General features: G+C 40.8%; 19 protein-coding genes. 3 read left to right on the plus strand and 16 right to left on the minus strand.

The genetic code is table 11. From position 1 onward, the window contains the following. Nucleotide 1: 1 nt before the first annotated feature. From FZC76_RS07895 to FZC76_RS07905, 3 genes are all read right to left on the minus strand, one after another. A complete protein-coding gene (locus FZC76_RS07895) occupies nt 2-925 on the minus strand; it encodes a PLP-dependent cysteine synthase family protein (protein ID WP_148987703.1) in 924 nt (307 codons plus the stop codon). A 33-nt stretch (nt 926-958) separates the two neighbouring features. Beyond that, nucleotides 959-1,660, minus strand: a complete 702-nt coding sequence (gene mtnN / locus FZC76_RS07900; protein ID WP_148987704.1) for a 5'-methylthioadenosine/S-adenosylhomocysteine nucleosidase — start codon at nt 1,658-1,660, stop codon at nt 959-961. A gap of 78 nt (nt 1,661-1,738) precedes the next feature. Continuing rightward, nucleotides 1,739-2,380 (minus strand): class I SAM-dependent methyltransferase, encoded by a 642-nt coding sequence (locus tag FZC76_RS07905; protein WP_148987705.1) that lies wholly within the window; start codon nt 2,378-2,380, stop codon nt 1,739-1,741. 210 nt (nt 2,381-2,590) lie between these two features. On the opposite strand from FZC76_RS07905, the gene FZC76_RS07910 reads away from it, so the two are divergent. After that, nucleotides 2,591-2,800 carry a YrzA family protein gene (locus tag FZC76_RS07910; protein WP_148979855.1) on the plus strand — a complete coding sequence of 70 codons (210 nt, stop codon included), beginning with the start codon at nt 2,591-2,593 and terminating at the stop codon, nt 2,798-2,800. Between the two features lie 64 nt (nt 2,801-2,864). Further along, nucleotides 2,865-3,278: a hypothetical protein gene (locus tag FZC76_RS07915; RefSeq protein ID WP_148987706.1), complete on the plus strand. Its 414-nt coding sequence runs from the start codon at nt 2,865-2,867 to the stop codon at nt 3,276-3,278. A gap of 81 nt (nt 3,279-3,359) precedes the next feature. Here the strand turns inward: FZC76_RS07915 and FZC76_RS07920 are convergent, their stop codons facing one another. The 10 genes from FZC76_RS07920 to mltG form a co-directional block, all read right to left on the minus strand. After that, nucleotides 3,360-3,566, minus strand: a complete 207-nt coding sequence (locus tag FZC76_RS07920) for a hypothetical protein (RefSeq protein WP_148987707.1) — start codon at nt 3,564-3,566, stop codon at nt 3,360-3,362. A gap of 61 nt (nt 3,567-3,627) precedes the next feature. After that, a complete protein-coding gene (locus FZC76_RS07925; RefSeq protein ID WP_148987708.1) occupies nt 3,628-4,593 on the minus strand; it encodes a nuclease-related domain-containing protein in 966 nt (321 codons plus the stop codon). A 429-nt stretch (nt 4,594-5,022) separates the two neighbouring features. Continuing rightward, nucleotides 5,023-5,721: a YrrS family protein gene (locus tag FZC76_RS07930; RefSeq protein WP_148987709.1), complete on the minus strand. Its 699-nt coding sequence runs from the start codon at nt 5,719-5,721 to the stop codon at nt 5,023-5,025. A gap of 93 nt (nt 5,722-5,814) precedes the next feature. Beyond that, the gene (locus FZC76_RS07935) at nt 5,815-7,590 is read right to left on the minus strand and encodes a peptidoglycan D,D-transpeptidase FtsI family protein (protein WP_148987710.1); all 1,776 of its coding nucleotides are present in this window, start codon (nt 7,588-7,590) and stop codon (nt 5,815-5,817) included. A 54-nt stretch (nt 7,591-7,644) separates the two neighbouring features. Next, nucleotides 7,645-8,118: a transcription elongation factor GreA gene (gene greA / locus FZC76_RS07940; RefSeq protein WP_060665120.1), complete on the minus strand. Its 474-nt coding sequence runs from the start codon at nt 8,116-8,118 to the stop codon at nt 7,645-7,647. 162 nt (nt 8,119-8,280) lie between these two features. Continuing rightward, nucleotides 8,281-8,916 (minus strand): uridine kinase, encoded by a 636-nt coding sequence (gene udk / locus FZC76_RS07945; RefSeq protein WP_148987711.1) that lies wholly within the window; start codon nt 8,914-8,916, stop codon nt 8,281-8,283. 4 nt (nt 8,917-8,920) lie between these two features. Further along, nucleotides 8,921-10,192 carry a peptidase U32 family protein gene (locus FZC76_RS07950; RefSeq protein ID WP_148987712.1) on the minus strand — a complete coding sequence of 424 codons (1,272 nt, stop codon included), beginning with the start codon at nt 10,190-10,192 and terminating at the stop codon, nt 8,921-8,923. Nucleotides 10,193-10,214: 22 nt separating this feature from the next. After that, nucleotides 10,215-11,141, minus strand: coding sequence for a peptidase U32 family protein (locus FZC76_RS07955; RefSeq protein WP_148987713.1), 927 nt, complete (start codon nt 11,139-11,141; stop codon nt 10,215-10,217). After that, on the minus strand, nt 11,138-11,803 hold the full coding sequence (locus FZC76_RS07960) for an O-methyltransferase (protein ID WP_148987714.1): 666 nt from the start codon (nt 11,801-11,803) through the stop codon (nt 11,138-11,140). Before FZC76_RS07960 ends, FZC76_RS07955 begins: the two co-directional genes overlap by 4 nt. 162 nt (nt 11,804-11,965) lie before the next feature. Then, a complete protein-coding gene (mltG, locus tag FZC76_RS07965) occupies nt 11,966-13,105 on the minus strand; it encodes an endolytic transglycosylase MltG (RefSeq protein WP_148987715.1) in 1,140 nt (379 codons plus the stop codon). Nucleotides 13,106-13,349: 244 nt separating this feature from the next. Between mltG and FZC76_RS07970 the strand changes: the two genes are divergently transcribed. Further along, nucleotides 13,350-13,829: an RrF2 family transcriptional regulator gene (locus tag FZC76_RS07970; protein WP_148987716.1), complete on the plus strand. Its 480-nt coding sequence runs from the start codon at nt 13,350-13,352 to the stop codon at nt 13,827-13,829. Between the two features lie 20 nt (nt 13,830-13,849). Here the strand turns inward: FZC76_RS07970 and FZC76_RS07975 are convergent, their stop codons facing one another. From FZC76_RS07975 to FZC76_RS07985, 3 genes are read right to left on the minus strand one after another with little or no spacing between them, the layout of a single operon-like run. Next, complete coding sequence (locus tag FZC76_RS07975; RefSeq protein ID WP_148987717.1) at nt 13,850-14,137, minus strand: DUF1292 domain-containing protein; 288 nt, start codon at nt 14,135-14,137, stop codon at nt 13,850-13,852. A 16-nt stretch (nt 14,138-14,153) separates the two neighbouring features. Next, complete coding sequence (gene ruvX / locus FZC76_RS07980; protein ID WP_148987718.1) at nt 14,154-14,570, minus strand: Holliday junction resolvase RuvX; 417 nt, start codon at nt 14,568-14,570, stop codon at nt 14,154-14,156. Between the two features lie 3 nt (nt 14,571-14,573). Then, complete coding sequence (locus FZC76_RS07985) at nt 14,574-14,840, minus strand: IreB family regulatory phosphoprotein (protein ID WP_010196077.1); 267 nt, start codon at nt 14,838-14,840, stop codon at nt 14,574-14,576. Nucleotides 14,841-15,018 lie beyond the last annotated feature (178 nt).

Genomic DNA, 15,018 nt, shown 5'->3' on the forward strand with positions numbered 1-15,018 from the left:
ATCAAATTCCTCCTTCATAAATCTTTTTGCTTAAATAGCGTTCGCTGCTATCGGCAAAAATCATCACAATGTTGGTTCCCGGTTGGGCTATTTTGGCTTCTTCCAAGGCTGCATGAAGCGCTGCCCCTGATGAACTCCCGACCAACAATCCTTCCTTTTGCGCCAATTCTTTAACGCGTTCAAATGCATCCACATCATACACTGTGTGGATAGAGTTGAAATATGTTTCATCCATGTATCCTGGTAAAAATTCCATCCCGATGCCTTCAGTTTTATGCGGACCGGACTCGCCGCCGTTAAGGATTGATCCCTCCGGCTCCACAATGACCGTTTTCACATCGGGGTTCTTTTCTTTCAGATATTTTGCTGTTCCCATGAATGTTCCACCGGTTCCAGCACCCGCAACAAATACATTCACCTGTCCATCCAATTGCTCCCAAAGCTCAGGACCCAGCGTTTTGTAATAGGTTTCTGGATTAGCAGGATTACCGAACTGCTGTGGACAATAGGAATTAGGAATTTCCTTGTTAAGCTCTTTCGCTTTCTCAATCGCACCCTTCATCCCGAGCGATGTAGGAGTGTGAACAATCGTTGCACCAAGTGCCTTCATGAGCTCTTGTTTTTCCACACTGAACTTCTCTGGCATACATACCATCACCTTATAGCTGGTCCCAACTGCTGCTAGCGCAAGACCAATACCAGTATTACCAGCCGTTGGTTCAATGATGGTTCCTCCTTCTTTCAGCTTACCGGAACGAATCGCATCTTCTAGAAGCTCTTTTCCTAATCGATCTTTAATACTTCCGCCTGGATTGTAAAATTCAAGCTTAGCAAAGAGACGCACCCCTTGAGGCACCTCAAAATTAGTCAACTCCACGACAGGTGTATTGCCTATCAAGCCATGGACATTTTTAAAAACGTTCATCTTTTATCCCCCCGCAGACATAACTTCCGTGTGTTAAGCGTTATTCAGCTCACTCAGCATATTCTCAATCAACATGGAAGAATGCAATGCTGCTTTACTTAGGAATTGATCAAAACTGATATTGGATTCTTTTCCAGCAATGTCAGACAATGCACGAATTACCACAAACGGTACTTCAAACGCATGACAAACTTGTGCAATTGCCGCCGCTTCCATTTCCGCAGCTTGCAGCTCAGGCATCTTTTCACGAACCGCTTCCACACGTACCGGATCATTCATAAAGGAATCCCCTGTTGCAATCAGTCCTTCGACAACCTGCATACCGCTCACATTTTCAGCCGCTTTTTTTGCTACAGCCATAAGCTTTGCATCTGCTTTAAATGCTGCCGGTAAGCCCGGAACTTGTCCGTATTCATATCCAAAAGCCGTCACATCCACATCATGATGACGAACTTCCGTCGAAATAACAACATCTCCAACATTTAATGCTGGCGAGAACCCACCGGCAGATCCTGTATTAATAACTACTTCAGGCTTGAAACGTTCTAAAAGTAAAGACGTACTAAGCGCCGCATTTACTTTCCCAATTCCTGATTTTGAAAGAACAACATCAACGCCATTCAATGTTCCTGTATAATATTCACAACCTGCAACAGTTGTTGTTTCCATACCTTCAATCTTTTCACGCATGATGGTTACTTCTTCTTCCATTGCTCCGATAATTGCTACTTTCATTATGAAATCCCTCTTTTCTTAATATGAGCGGCAGGAACATCCACCTCTTTAGAAAAGAGAACATGTAATGCCCACCTGCTATTGTTTCGTCGCTTCCATTACCCAGACAAAATGATTAAACCGTTGGTACTCCACTTCAAATCCATGCTTTTCAAAAATAGCTGTCAGGACATCTAGTGTTGTATAGTATTCAGTCTTTAAATCATTAGCAAGATTTAAAAACGTATGCTTTTCTGCCTGTTCAATTGTCGCTCTGTACGCCTCTTTATTTTCAAAGACCGTATCAGCAAATACTATTTTACCACCTTTATCAAGTAACTTTCCATAGTGCGCCACCGCTTCTTCCTTTTCTGCGTCCGTTAGATGGTGAAAAGCATACGTGCTGACAATGGATTTAATTGGTTCAGATGGTATTGGAAAGCTTAGAAAATCACCATCTTCAAGGCTGACCGTTTTCGGAAGCTTTTCGGCAGCTTTTTCGCGCATCGTTTTGGAAGGCTCAATAGCAAAAACTTCATGGCCTTTATTAAGCAACTGCGCTGTGAGATTCCCTGTTCCTACACCAAATTCTACGACAGGACTTAATGCCTTAGAGGCCACATCCTTCAAGATATCATCATATCCACGGAAAACCTCCGCATATTCTTGATCCTTCCCGCTTACTGTCGCATCATAATAATTTGCCCAATCATTAAACAGTTCGACGAATTCACGTCCCATAGATGATCACTCCACGAATAATTTATATAATTCCTATAAACATAGTATGTTTTAAAAAAATAACTGTTCTCAATCTAACACATGTTTCTATTTTCTTCAATGAAAATGTTTGGTAGGATATACTTAGATAGTTGGTAGGAGTAGGGTTAGAGCAATTTCAAAAGGGCTACAAAACTATACGAAGTAAACCCGACGAAAGGACTTGGAATGATGAACTTTGAATTTAGTTTATTGGAAGATAAAGTGGAATTCTTTGAAGCGCTTGATTTAAAGACGCTAGAGAAAAAGATAAATGAGCAAATTGATCATAATCGCGCCATTATGCTTGGGGTTCACTCCGTTTCTCATCAGATGCATGTGGATGAGGAAGGCAGACGTTTTTATAGTGCGGTCGTGCATTTTAGGTTGAAGGGAAAATAACTTCTGATTTGTGTAACTTTATGGAAGACCAGTGCGTCTAGTAAGTTAGAAGGAGGCGGACTGAGTGCGTTTATTGGTTTTTGGTTTGGGTGTAGGGATGCTTTTAATTTTGGCCGGATGCGCTGGGATGTCAGGAGCGGTTGACTCAGATCGGATGACACCACCCGAAGCTGTTGTGATAGTTGATGAAGATACATATGAAACGGTGCGAGGGAGCTACTGTTGGAGCAACAATCGTCAAGGAGTGTGTGAAGATCACTCAGGCTCTGTTGACCTATTGGCAGATAAAGAACCAATAATAGTAGCTCCAGGAGAGGAAATAACAATCGACATACCAGATGGACCGGAGCCTAGTGAATATTCGGTGGATTTTTCATTGACTAATCAATATGAGAACTTTGTTGTCTTGGCAGTTAACAACAAGTTCAGTGCACCAACGGAAGAGGGTCTCTATTACTTCTCCTACTTTGCAAGGTGAAAAAATAAAGCATATGACGGAGATGCCTACTACGCATTTCTAATTGAAGTGGACGAAAGCGCTCGAGAGTGAGCGTTTTTTTTAGTAGTAGAGAATTGTAGCTGATAAAAAAATAAAACCCGATAGCAAATATATGTATCCATAGATATTGTTCTTGTTTCTTAACTGATTGATTGCGAACAAAATCAACCCTAAACTTAATAAAAGAACCGCAGATGTAAGATGGAAAAAGACAATGATGATAGATGCAATTGCAAAAAGCAACCCTAATTTGTTGAACATATTCATGTGTGTATAGCCTCCTTTAAACTCCTAGTATTTAATATACGTTTTTATTTTGGTGGAAGTTTCATAGAAAGTATCTCCTATTTTTAAAGCTTCCCTCAAAATTTAACCCCATAGAAACTAAATACTTTGATGTAACTGAAGCAGAAGGTAAATTAAGATAACTTCTTAATTCCCTGTTGTTGATCGTCTCTCCTATTAACAGTTTGTAATCTGTAATCGCCTCTAAATGCGCAGTCTTAGAATAAGCGCTACACATTTGACAACCCCAAACTCCCCTTTTCCTAATCATAGGGGCAGATAAACACACTGTACAGATTACACCTGTTATCAGTTCATTAGCACTTATATTATAATGGTTTAGGAGTAGGAATTGATCTGGCGTATGCTTTTTTATGAGTGTCCTAGAGAGTTTATGGAGGTCTTTAGTACTTAACATGAAGTTTCCTCTAAAGATATTTTGATCAATCTCTTTCAAGCGATTGGGCAAGTTGGTATGGAATGTGACTTTTTTTGTAATAGAAGGAGTTGTCTTTGTGAGGGCGGCGTTATTGTGAGTCAGTACAATTAAACTTACGATAGGAATTGGAGGAAAACCATTCTTTTCTAACCAAAGGGAAAGCTGATGTCGTTGCCTGGAAATCTGTGAAATAGGATCTCCTAGTTTTTCAATATCATCGCTACCTGGCAAATGTCTTAAAAGCTGGTTAGCACTTTCATCAAATTCCAACTTACCAGACATATATTTTGAATCGAGGATAATGCAATGTGTTGGCGCTAGCAATAAACTATCCATTTGAAAATATCTTCTTTTTGGGTCTTCTAGTCTGAGACTATTAAGAATTAAATAGTTATCATTAGGCAGAAAAGTTAAGAAATAATCTAACGCCTCTTCTCCTTTGTGACCGTAAGACAATTTACCGTGTTCTTGCTCTAATATGGGATACTTTGGATGACTTTTAGGAACTCTTCGCATCCCAGCTTCATGGGTCAGTAATTTATGAGATTTTTCTCGTTGTTTTTTTATCATTTTACCCCTCCTTTTTGTCGATTCTTGTTATTTCTCTGTGCGAAGGGTGGTTTCCTGCTAAAAAGTGGATATTTTTTTAAGAAGTTTAGTCACCCGCTTTATGCAGAGATTGTCTTTTGATCAATACTGTCGGAAAACACTCATTTACTGTCGAAGTCAGGGTAAATACAAGCGAAAAATTACGAAATACTGTCCCAAATTTTAAAATACTGTCCAAACAAAGATAAATACATGCCAAACGACAAACTCTATCAAAGTTTGACATCTCTATATCTTGCCTGGTAATCTCACCATGCAACCCATTCCCCTCCCCCACCAAAAGCCCTTCAACACTTCAATCCCTTGACCTCTCCCCCCAAGTTCAAACCCACAAAAAAAAAGACCCACCCCCAATGGGATAGGTCCTCCACCTTTATAAAAATCACATTCTTATAATGCCTTAACCTGCTCCACCTTAGTTGGTTTCCAACCTTTGTTGGTTACCCACTCCAAATAAACTTTGAAGTTCTCGCCGGTGGATTTGTTTTTGATGGACGCTACAGATAAGTGCTCGCTGCCGCCATTACCTAGGAAGTACAATGTGTAATCCCCGCTTTTCAAACGGGTAGCAGCTTCCACGGCTTTCAGCTTTTCATTCCAATCTACATGACCTTCTTCATAGACGGAGGTATGTGGTTCAGATTGGGAAGTTCCAACTGGTCCCCATCCAGGATTGGTCATCGTTTTGATGACATTTGGGTCATCGGAGTTTTCGGAAACCTCTGTCTCGGAATCGTCAGCTTCTTCGGCTTCTTCCTCTTTTTCCTTTTCCTCTTTCTCCTTTTCTTTCTCAGCGGATTCTTCCGCTTCCTCAGATTCTGCTTCTGTTTCTTCCTCGTCAGTTGGAGCAGCTTCCTCGGATTCTTGCTCTGCTTCGTTCTCTTCTGTTTCACTTAATTCCTGTTCCCCTGTAGCCAGCTGATTTTCGTTATCTGTAGCTGGGTCATTCTTTCCGAAGAACAAGGAGGAAGCAAGAACGACGATAAATATGAATACAACACCAATCAGGATGTTCAAGATCATGTTTGTTTTTTTGCGTTTGGTTGTTCGGCCGTAACGTGAGCCACCTTTGTTAAAGTCTAAAGACACGACAGTCCCTCCTAGTCAAAGCCATATATAGTATAATTACAATAGCTTATTGTACCATCAATACTATAAAAAGCACAGTGAAAAGGATTGCCATTATCTTTCTTGGTTTTCCCAATTGTATATTTCTTCGACCATTTTGGAGTACACAGATGAGACATTGTTCTCATCGACCACGTCTAATTCAACCATTACCATGGCATATTTAGGACTTTTGATTGGAAAATAACCTGCAAACCACCTATTTAATAATTCCCGATCATCTTCCGTACGTTTTCCCGTCTGGGCCGTACCGCTTTTTCCGGCAACTTCGTAAGAAAGTCCGTTCATCCTCCAACCTGTCCCTGTTTCCCCTGCCACTACTTCTCTAAGCAAGTGCTGAAGTTGCATAACGGTATAGGATGATAGTTTCTCAATATCTCTATCATGGTCAGGAAAAGAAAATAATGTTGTTCCGTTTTTGTAAAGGATGTCGCTCACTAGCTTCACTTCCTTAGATTCTCCACCACGCGCTATGGTTGCCATCATATTTGCCACAGCGAGCGGAGTTACCTTGACATCTTTTTGCCCAATAGATGTCTGGGCCACCGCGAGGGGAACTCCTTTATCTTCGTCGTTATCCCAAACCACATTCTCTTTTTCACGAGGGATTTGCACAAAATCATTAAAGCCGAACATATCTCCCTTCCATCCAACGGTTCCTGTTAACCCCAACATGGTTGCATACTTATCCAATGTATCTTTATCTTTTTCCACCAACAACTTCCCGATCTCACCAAATGTATAGTTACAACTTTGGGCAAAGCTAGCTTCGAGATTGATCGTACCCATACGCTTCTTTTCATCCTCGAGCAGATCTCCTCTAATATCCAAATCACAATTAAACACCATTTCATTATCCACTAGGTTCTCCTCGATTGCCGCTGCCGTTACGACTGTTTTGAAAACAGATCCAGGAAAATGAGGTTCTAGCATGAAGTTATGTGCACCCGTCCCCTTTGTAGGATTTTCAGGGTCCACCGATGGTTTTGACACCATTGCCACTACTTCATTTGTCTCAATATCAATCACTACCAGCCCGCCCTTTTTCACCTGATATTCATTGAGCGTTTTTTCTGCCAGCTGCTGAATGTTCTTGTCAAGGGTCGTTTGGACAGAAAGAGGATAATAGGGATTGGACGGAGACATATACCGGACATCAATTCCAAATAACGGTCCGCCAAAACGATCGACATGATAGAGTAACTTTGTGGAGCCTTCAGGCAGGATGATTTCATCGAATGCCTCTTCTAAGCCGGAGACCCCAATTGGCGTATGTGGGGAATAGTTTTCTTTCTCCACCTTGTCGGCATAACGCTTCATAAATGTCTCGGCTTTCTCACCAGTAACACCAATAACGTGTTCTGCCGTTTTTTCATTCAGTTCAAACTGGCGATACAGTGCGACTATCCCCGGATATTCAAGGTCGTTAATTTGTTCCATTTTCTCATCAGTTAGACTTTCTGATAAAACGACTGGTTTTTCCGCATCTGCAAGCAGGCTGTCAATCTCGGATGCATTCATCTCCAAAATACCAGCTAGTTCATCCTTTGGCCAATCAAGCCCATTCAGGAATGGAAATAAGATGACACTTGGAAAATAGTCGTGAGTTAGCGGCAGGCCATTACGGTCGATAAATCTGCCACGGCCTTCATCAATCACTAGAGACTGCGTTCTCTGTTTGACGCTTGCTTCAATTAGATTTATATGTTGATCGGTAAAAGATTCTGTGCTGATTAGCTGCACTTGAACAAGCCTTCCGATAAGCAGGCTTAAGAGCAGCACGACACAGATACCGAGTTTATTGATTCTCCCTTTTATTAACCGTTGCATAAAAAAACACCTCATCAACATTGTTGACGAGGTGCCGCTGTTTTAATCAGCTTGTTATTTTACAGAAACAATCTTCACGTTCATTTCTCCGCCTGGAGTTTGGATGGTTACTTCATCGTTTACGCGTTTGCCCATTAGGGAACTTCCCATTGGGGATTCGTTCGAGATGTTACCTTCGAACGGATCAGCCTCTGCGCTACCTACGATGGTGTAAGTTTCTTCTTCGCCGTCTGGCAGTTCAACAAATGTTACCGTTTTCCCAAGGCCTACTGCGTCTGTATCCTTGTCTTCTTGGATGATTTTTGCGTTGCGGACCATTTGCTCAAGAAGCGTGATGCGTCCTTCTACGAATGCTTGCTCTTCTTTTGCAGAATCGTACTCGGAGTTCTCAGAAAGGTCTCCGAAGCTGCGTGCTATCTTAATACGTTCCACTACTTCTTTACGTCTTACGGATTTTAAGTGTTCTAATTCTTGTACAAGCTTGTCTTTCCCAGCTTGTGTCATTGGATATACTTTCTCTTGTGCCATGACTTTTCACTCCTTCTAGTAATTGCATTCCCCAATTTACGTTGTATCTTTATGGCAATATGGTTCAAAGCCTATGTAAATGTGGAAAAAGATGTACCCATTAAATGGAATACATCGTCGCTCCTTCCACAATTGGAAAATTCTCTAGCTTCTCATATGTTATTACAAAATCTCTTTTTGTTCAAGAATTGTTTGAATTTTTGTTACCATCAGGTCGATAGCAACGTGATTTTGTCCACCTTCAGGGATGATGATATCTGCATATCTTTTCGTCGGTTCGATGAATTGATTATGCATTGGACGAACAACTGTCACGTATTGTTCAATGACAGAATCGATCGTGCGTCCGCGTTCTTTAATGTCACGCAGCATGCGACGGATGATGCGCAAGTCTGCATCTGTATCTACAAAAAGCTTTATATCCATTAAGTTACGCAAACGTTCGTCTTCTAATACCAAAATTCCTTCTACAATGATAACATCTTTCGGTTCTACTTCAATTACTTGAGATGATCTTGTATGAATCGTGTAATCGTAGACAGGTTTATTGACTGTATCATAGTTTAATAAATGTTGAATGTGTTCAATCAATAAGTCGTTATCAAATGCCAAAGGATGGTCATAGTTCGTTTGTAACCTTTCTTCCATCGGCACATCTGTCTGGTCTTTATAATAGTAATCCTGTTCCAGCATTAGAATGGATTTCTCGGTAAAATGATCAAAAATAGCTTTTGTTACACTCGTTTTTCCTGAGCCAGATCCTCCGGCTACACCGATTACGATCGGTTTTTTCCCCATGGTATTACTGCCCCTTTCGCATCATGTTGTTCGGATAAATCGGCTTTTCCAATTTAAATTTCACGATTTGTAATGGATGGCGGGCAGCATCTAGCTCATTGCCTTTCTCATCCCAAACCTTCTCTATTTTTTGTGTGAAGTTTTCAATTTCCGGTCCGAAAAATTCTACTACATCGCCTGGTTTAAAAAAGTTTCTTTGTTGCAAGGTCACCATTTGTGTTTCCTTATCATAATCAAGCACCAATCCAACAAAGTCAAAGTCTGTCTTCTTGCTATGGTTGCCAAACATTTGCTCTTTATACCCCGGAACACCTTCAAAGAAAGCAGGTGCTGTTTCCCGGTTTGCACATTTATCAAGCTCTTCCAGCCATTCTTGTTGGATCGTGAAGTTCTCAGGATCTGCACAATAAGCGTCAATTACTTTACGGTACACACTTACTACTGTTGCTACATAGTGGATGGATTTCATGCGGCCTTCAATTTTCAAGCTGTCTATTCCCAATTCAATCATTCTAGGAATGGATTCAATAAGCTTTAAATCTTTTGGACTCATGGCAAATGGTGCATCACCTTCAGCAAAAAGCGCCTTTTCTTTGCCATCATTAAGTTCGTACAAATCGTAATCCCAACGGCAAGACTGGCAGCAGCCACCACGGTTGGAATCTCGTGCTGTCATATGATTACTTAGCGTACAGCGTCCCGAATATGCGATACACATGGCACCGTGAATGAAGGTCTCAATTTCGATGTCCACTTTCTCTTTCATCTCACGAATTTCCTCTGCGCTTGTTTCACGCGCAAGTACGACACGCTCCAAGCCTTCCTCTTTCCAAAACTGAACTGCTTTCCAGTTAGATAGAGATTGTTGAGTACTTAAGTGAACTTCAAGTTTAGGTGCTACTCTTCTACATGTTTCAATGATGAGCGGGTCAGCAACGATAATTCCATGAACCCCTGCCCCTTCAATGCCGCGCAGGTAATCATCAAGTCCGTCCATGTTTTCATTGTGTGCGAAAATATTGGTGGTTACATAGATTCGAGCGCCAAATTTTTCAGCGAATTGAACACCTTCCGCCATTTCATCAAAGGTGAAATTTCCAGCATTGGAGCGCAATCCGTATTCCTGTCCACCGATAAAAACGGCGTCTGCACCATATTGAACAGCTATCTTTAATTTCTCCAGGTTACCTGCTGGTGCAAGTAATTCTGGCTTTTTGACGATTACTCGTCTACCGTCAACTATTTTGGAGATTTTATCATTTACATAGGTTGTCATAAAAGGCTACCTCCTTTTCTTGTTAATAGACTGTTTCTTTAAAGAAGAACCCAGTGTCTAGAGGACGGTGGGCTTGTTGAAGCTCTTCCATTTCGTTTAACAGGTCTTCTTTGATATCTTCGTAGGCTTCTCTGTCATCTGCACAAAGATCGATCGCTTTTCTATATCTTTTTGTTACTTCAACGATATATTCAGGTGGTTGTAGTACCCCGTCAATTTTGAAGCTGTCCACTTCTGCATCCATCATTTCTTCTAGTTCGTCAATGATGCACATGTCATTTGGACTCATGATGTGTGTGCCATTTTCATCTTCATAGACAGGATATTTATTGCTTCTTTCTTTGTCATGAAGGATCATCGCACGCTCTTTGCCTTTCTCCACTTCCATCTGTTTGCCTTGATATTCAAAATAGTGCCCAAGCAATGAACGTTTGGACTGGAACATACAGGTCATGCCATGGACTTGGACTTCTATTTCCACTTCTGCGTTTTCCTTGATTTCAACAATGGCATCCATGTTGATTTCTCTAGCCAACACGGCACGTTTGGAGCCTTTTCTGCCCCAATAATTACAGGTGTAGTAGTTGGTTGCTGTCGTTTCCGTATTCCAATGTAGCGGCATGTTTGAAGCAACTTCTTTTGCTGCCATTAAAACAGCCGGATCTCCGAAGATGACTGCATCCGCCCCTGCTTCATTCAAGAATTGAAGATAGTCGGATAACTCGTCCACTTTTTCATTATGAAACAGTGCATTCATTGCCACATACACTTTTTTCCCGTGTTTATGGGCAAGTTCAATGGCAGCCTTCACTTCCTCTTTTTTGAATTCTCCGGCTAAGCGAAGCCCATAGCGCTCTTCTCCGACAACAAATGCATCTGCTCCTGCATCTATTAAATCCTTTAAATTCGTTAAGTCTAGTGGTGTTACTAACAATTCAGGTTTTTTCAACGTTCTTCACCTCTTTTTTTACTGATTGCAATTCCGTCTCCTACAGGCAAAATTGTGGTGATGTAGTCTGGGTGTTCCATCAACCATCTATTGTATTTGTCTATTTTTTTGACCAGGTTTCTGATTCTTTTCGGTTCGATCGATTCGTGGTCTTCTGCTACCATCCCACGGAAGAGGACGTTATCGGTGATGATGATACCTGCTTGGTTTAAAAGGTTTTCATACATGGTAAAGAACCTTTCATACTGCCCCTTTGCTGCATCAACAAAAATGAAATCAAAAGGCGCTTCCTTTTCCACTTGATCGTATACTTCCAATGCGTCTCCTAAGATCAGTTGAATTCTATCTTGAAGCCCCGCTTGATCTATATGCGCTTTTGCTTGCATGTACCTGTGCTCATCACGCTCTATTGTCACAATGGTCACTTCCGGTAAAGCTTGTGCCATCCTGATAGCGGAATAACCGATAGCTGCTCCTATTTCTAGGATTTTTTTTGGCGTGGAAAGCCTTAAGAGCTGAAGGAGTGTTTCCATTCCGACCAAGTCCATGATTGGGACATTGTCTTTTTCAGCAAGCTTTTCCATTTTGCTGACCAGTTCATTCCTCTGGGGAGTGAGTTTATTTAGGTAGGTAATTACTTTATTTTCATTGGCTTCCAACATTGGACGCCTCCTTTATTCTTGCTAAAAACAAAGAAAATAGAGGTGACCTCACAACGGAGGAACCCTCTTTAAATTTCACATCATTTTAGTTCAAAACAACTCGATATATTTTACCACAAAAAAATAGGGAATGCGAATTAATTTCGCAGTTCCCTATCAGACTTATCCGTTGTCCTGACTTGTAATATATTCATTTTTATCAATGTTGTGCTCTTCTAACGTTTCGTTAAATAACACTTCGCCTTCTGGTGTTGCCAAGAAGTAGTAAAACTCGGTTTCAGCAGGATTCAATGCGGCTTGAATAGATATAAGGCCGGCATTGGCGATAGGTCCAGGTGGCAGACCTTGGTTCTTATACGTATTGTACGGTGAGTCCACTTCAAGGTGCTCGTATAACGTTCGCTCTTTATGTTCACCTAGCGCATATAACACAGTTGGATCTGTTTGAAGCGGCATTCCTACGTCAAGACGGTTGTAGAATACACTTGAAATTTTTTCACGATCTGCTTGCATAGTTGCCTCAGCTTCTATTAAACTTGCCATTGTCAGCAATTCATGTGTTGTTAACTCTTTATTTTCCATACCTATTCGAACTGCGTCATCCTGAAGAACTTCGTTTGTTTTTTGAAGCATTACATCAATAACTTCTTCTGCAGTAGGATTCTCTACATAGAAAGGATAGGTTGCAGGGAACAGATAGCCCTCTAAGGCATATTTTACTTCTTCTTCAAACATTTCATCGGTAATGACTTTCGGATATTTCTTTCTCATTTTATCAAGAAATTCTTTGTCATTTGCTTTTTCCAGAAACTCTTTTTCTGAAAGCCCCATTCTATTTTCAAGGATTACAGCAATTTGCTCCAATTGACGTCCTTCGGGAATGGTAATTTGAAATACCACTTCTTGTTGAACTCGTCCTTCTTTTAAGTGACCGATAATTTCATCCAGATTCATAGATGGACTTAACTCATATTCTCCCGCCATAAATCCTGATTCATTCTTAAACTTTACATAGTAACGGAATACTTTCCCATTATTGATGATACCATTTTCCTCTAGAATCCGACCGATTGAAGTAGGGGACGATCCTATCGGAATTTCCACCGTTTCAGTTTTGGTATCTTCCTTATTCACAGGCTGCAATGCATTTTTTATATAAAAATAACCGCCGCCAATAACTCCAGTCAGGGCTAGCATAAGTATGACAAATACTGTAAAGACAATGCGACGCACAATCTTTGCTTCAAAATGTTTTTCCTTCAATTTTTCTTGAATATAGTCTTTGTTATTTTTTTCAGACAAAAAAATACCCCCTCTCGTACACCTAACAATTATACAACAAATTCTTTATTATTTTGACAAAAAGCATGTATTTTCTCTTTTCCGACACATTCCCACATCATATTTTACCATTTTTTTCGTGATAATCATTACTTTTTTCCTAAATATTTTGAATTTATTAGGTTGTTTGGCTTACAGTCATTTAGTAGTTTTACCATTTTCAATCGGAATAATGGGTATGGTAAAATAAATTTGGAGGTAGAATATGAAACTTACACTATACACTGACTACTCATTGCGAGTTCTATTATATTTAGCAAGTGCACCTGATAACAACAAGCTCATCCAAATTAAAGAGATAGCGCAAGCATATGGGATTTCAAAAAATCACCTTATGAAAGTAACCTTTCATCTTGGAAAGTTAGGATATGTGGAGACGATTCGCGGCCGAAATGGGGGGTTGATGTTAGCACAGGAACCAAAGGAAGTGAATATTGGTGAACTCGTGCGGCAAACAGAAGAAGATTTTCACATTGTGGAATGTTTTCAAGATCATGCTTCCTGCGTAATATCACCTCACTGCAAGCTAAAAGGGGTGTTATATCAAGCGACACAAGCCTTTATTTCCGTGTTGGACCAATATAGTTTAGAGGATTTGATTATCAATAAAGAGCAATTAACCACTCTATTGTTTCCGGATGTAGAAAGTACGGATGGCCAAAATAAAGAGAGCAAACAGGAATAGCCTGCTTGCTCTCTTTTTTCTTACTCTTCTTCTTCTTCTGCTAAGAATGTGTTCAACATTTCTTCAATCATGTCCCACTCTTCATCCGTTTCAACCGGTTGAAGATCGCCACCTTCTTCTGATTCGCTAGGAACAAAGCTTGATGCATGGATTTCGATATCATCCTGGTCATCATTTTCTGCTCCTACTGGGTAATAAAGTACGTAGGATTTTCCAAATTCCTCAGAATCAAATGTGAAAAGCACCTCACATAATTGCTCGTTTCCGTTTTCGTCTACTACTGTAATATTTTGTTCTCCGTGTTCCATTATGCTCACCTCTAATTTATTGTTGGCTGTCCAGATATCCTTGTAAAATGACAACGGCAGCCATCTTGTCTATTACTTGCTTTCTTTTTTTTCTACTTACGTCAGCAGAAAGCAATATTCTTTCTGCTGCTACAGTAGAAAGCCTTTCGTCCCAATAGATGATCGGAAGTCCCGTTTTGGCAGTCAGCATTTCGCCATAATGCTTGCTGGCTTCTCCGCGTGGACCAATGGAACCGTTCATATTCTTTGGTAAGCCGATGACGACTTTTTCAGGCTTATATTCAGCGATGATCTGCTTCAATCGCTTAAAACCCAAGTTTTTTATTGCTTCATCAATTTTTATCGTTTCCAAGCCTTGTGCTGTCCATCCCATTTCATCACTGATGGCAACACCGACTGTTTTGGAACCGACGTCTAAGCCTAAAATGCGCATGTACTACTCCTTGCGGTGCTGTTCTAGGTAAGACTTCACTAATTCTTCAATTAGCTCGTCCCTTTCAATTTTCCGAATAAGCGTTCTTGCTTCTTTATGACGCGGAATGTATGCTGGGTCTCCAGATAGCAAGTAACCAACAATCTGGTTGATAGGGTTATAGCCTTTTTCCTGCAACGCCTCATAAACTGTTATTAATACGTCATCCACATTAGCTTCCAATGCATCTTCCGGAAAGTTAAACTTCATTGTTTTGTCAAAGGAGCTCATCATTTGCACCTCTCTCTTAGACTTCTTTTTATAGACTCCGTCAAAGCCGCTGTTGATTTCCGCTCCGTGCTTCGCTTTCAACTGGGCGCTTGCGGAGCCCCCTCGGCTTTGCTGCGGGGGCTCCTATAAGCGCTACGTCCCGTAGGAGTCTACGCCCTGTGCTTCAATCAACAGCTAT

Origin of the sequence: Sutcliffiella horikoshii, from assembly GCF_008180725.1 — a bacterium.
Taxonomy (GTDB): Bacteria; Bacillota; Bacilli; order Bacillales; family Bacillaceae_I; genus Sutcliffiella_A; species Sutcliffiella_A horikoshii_B.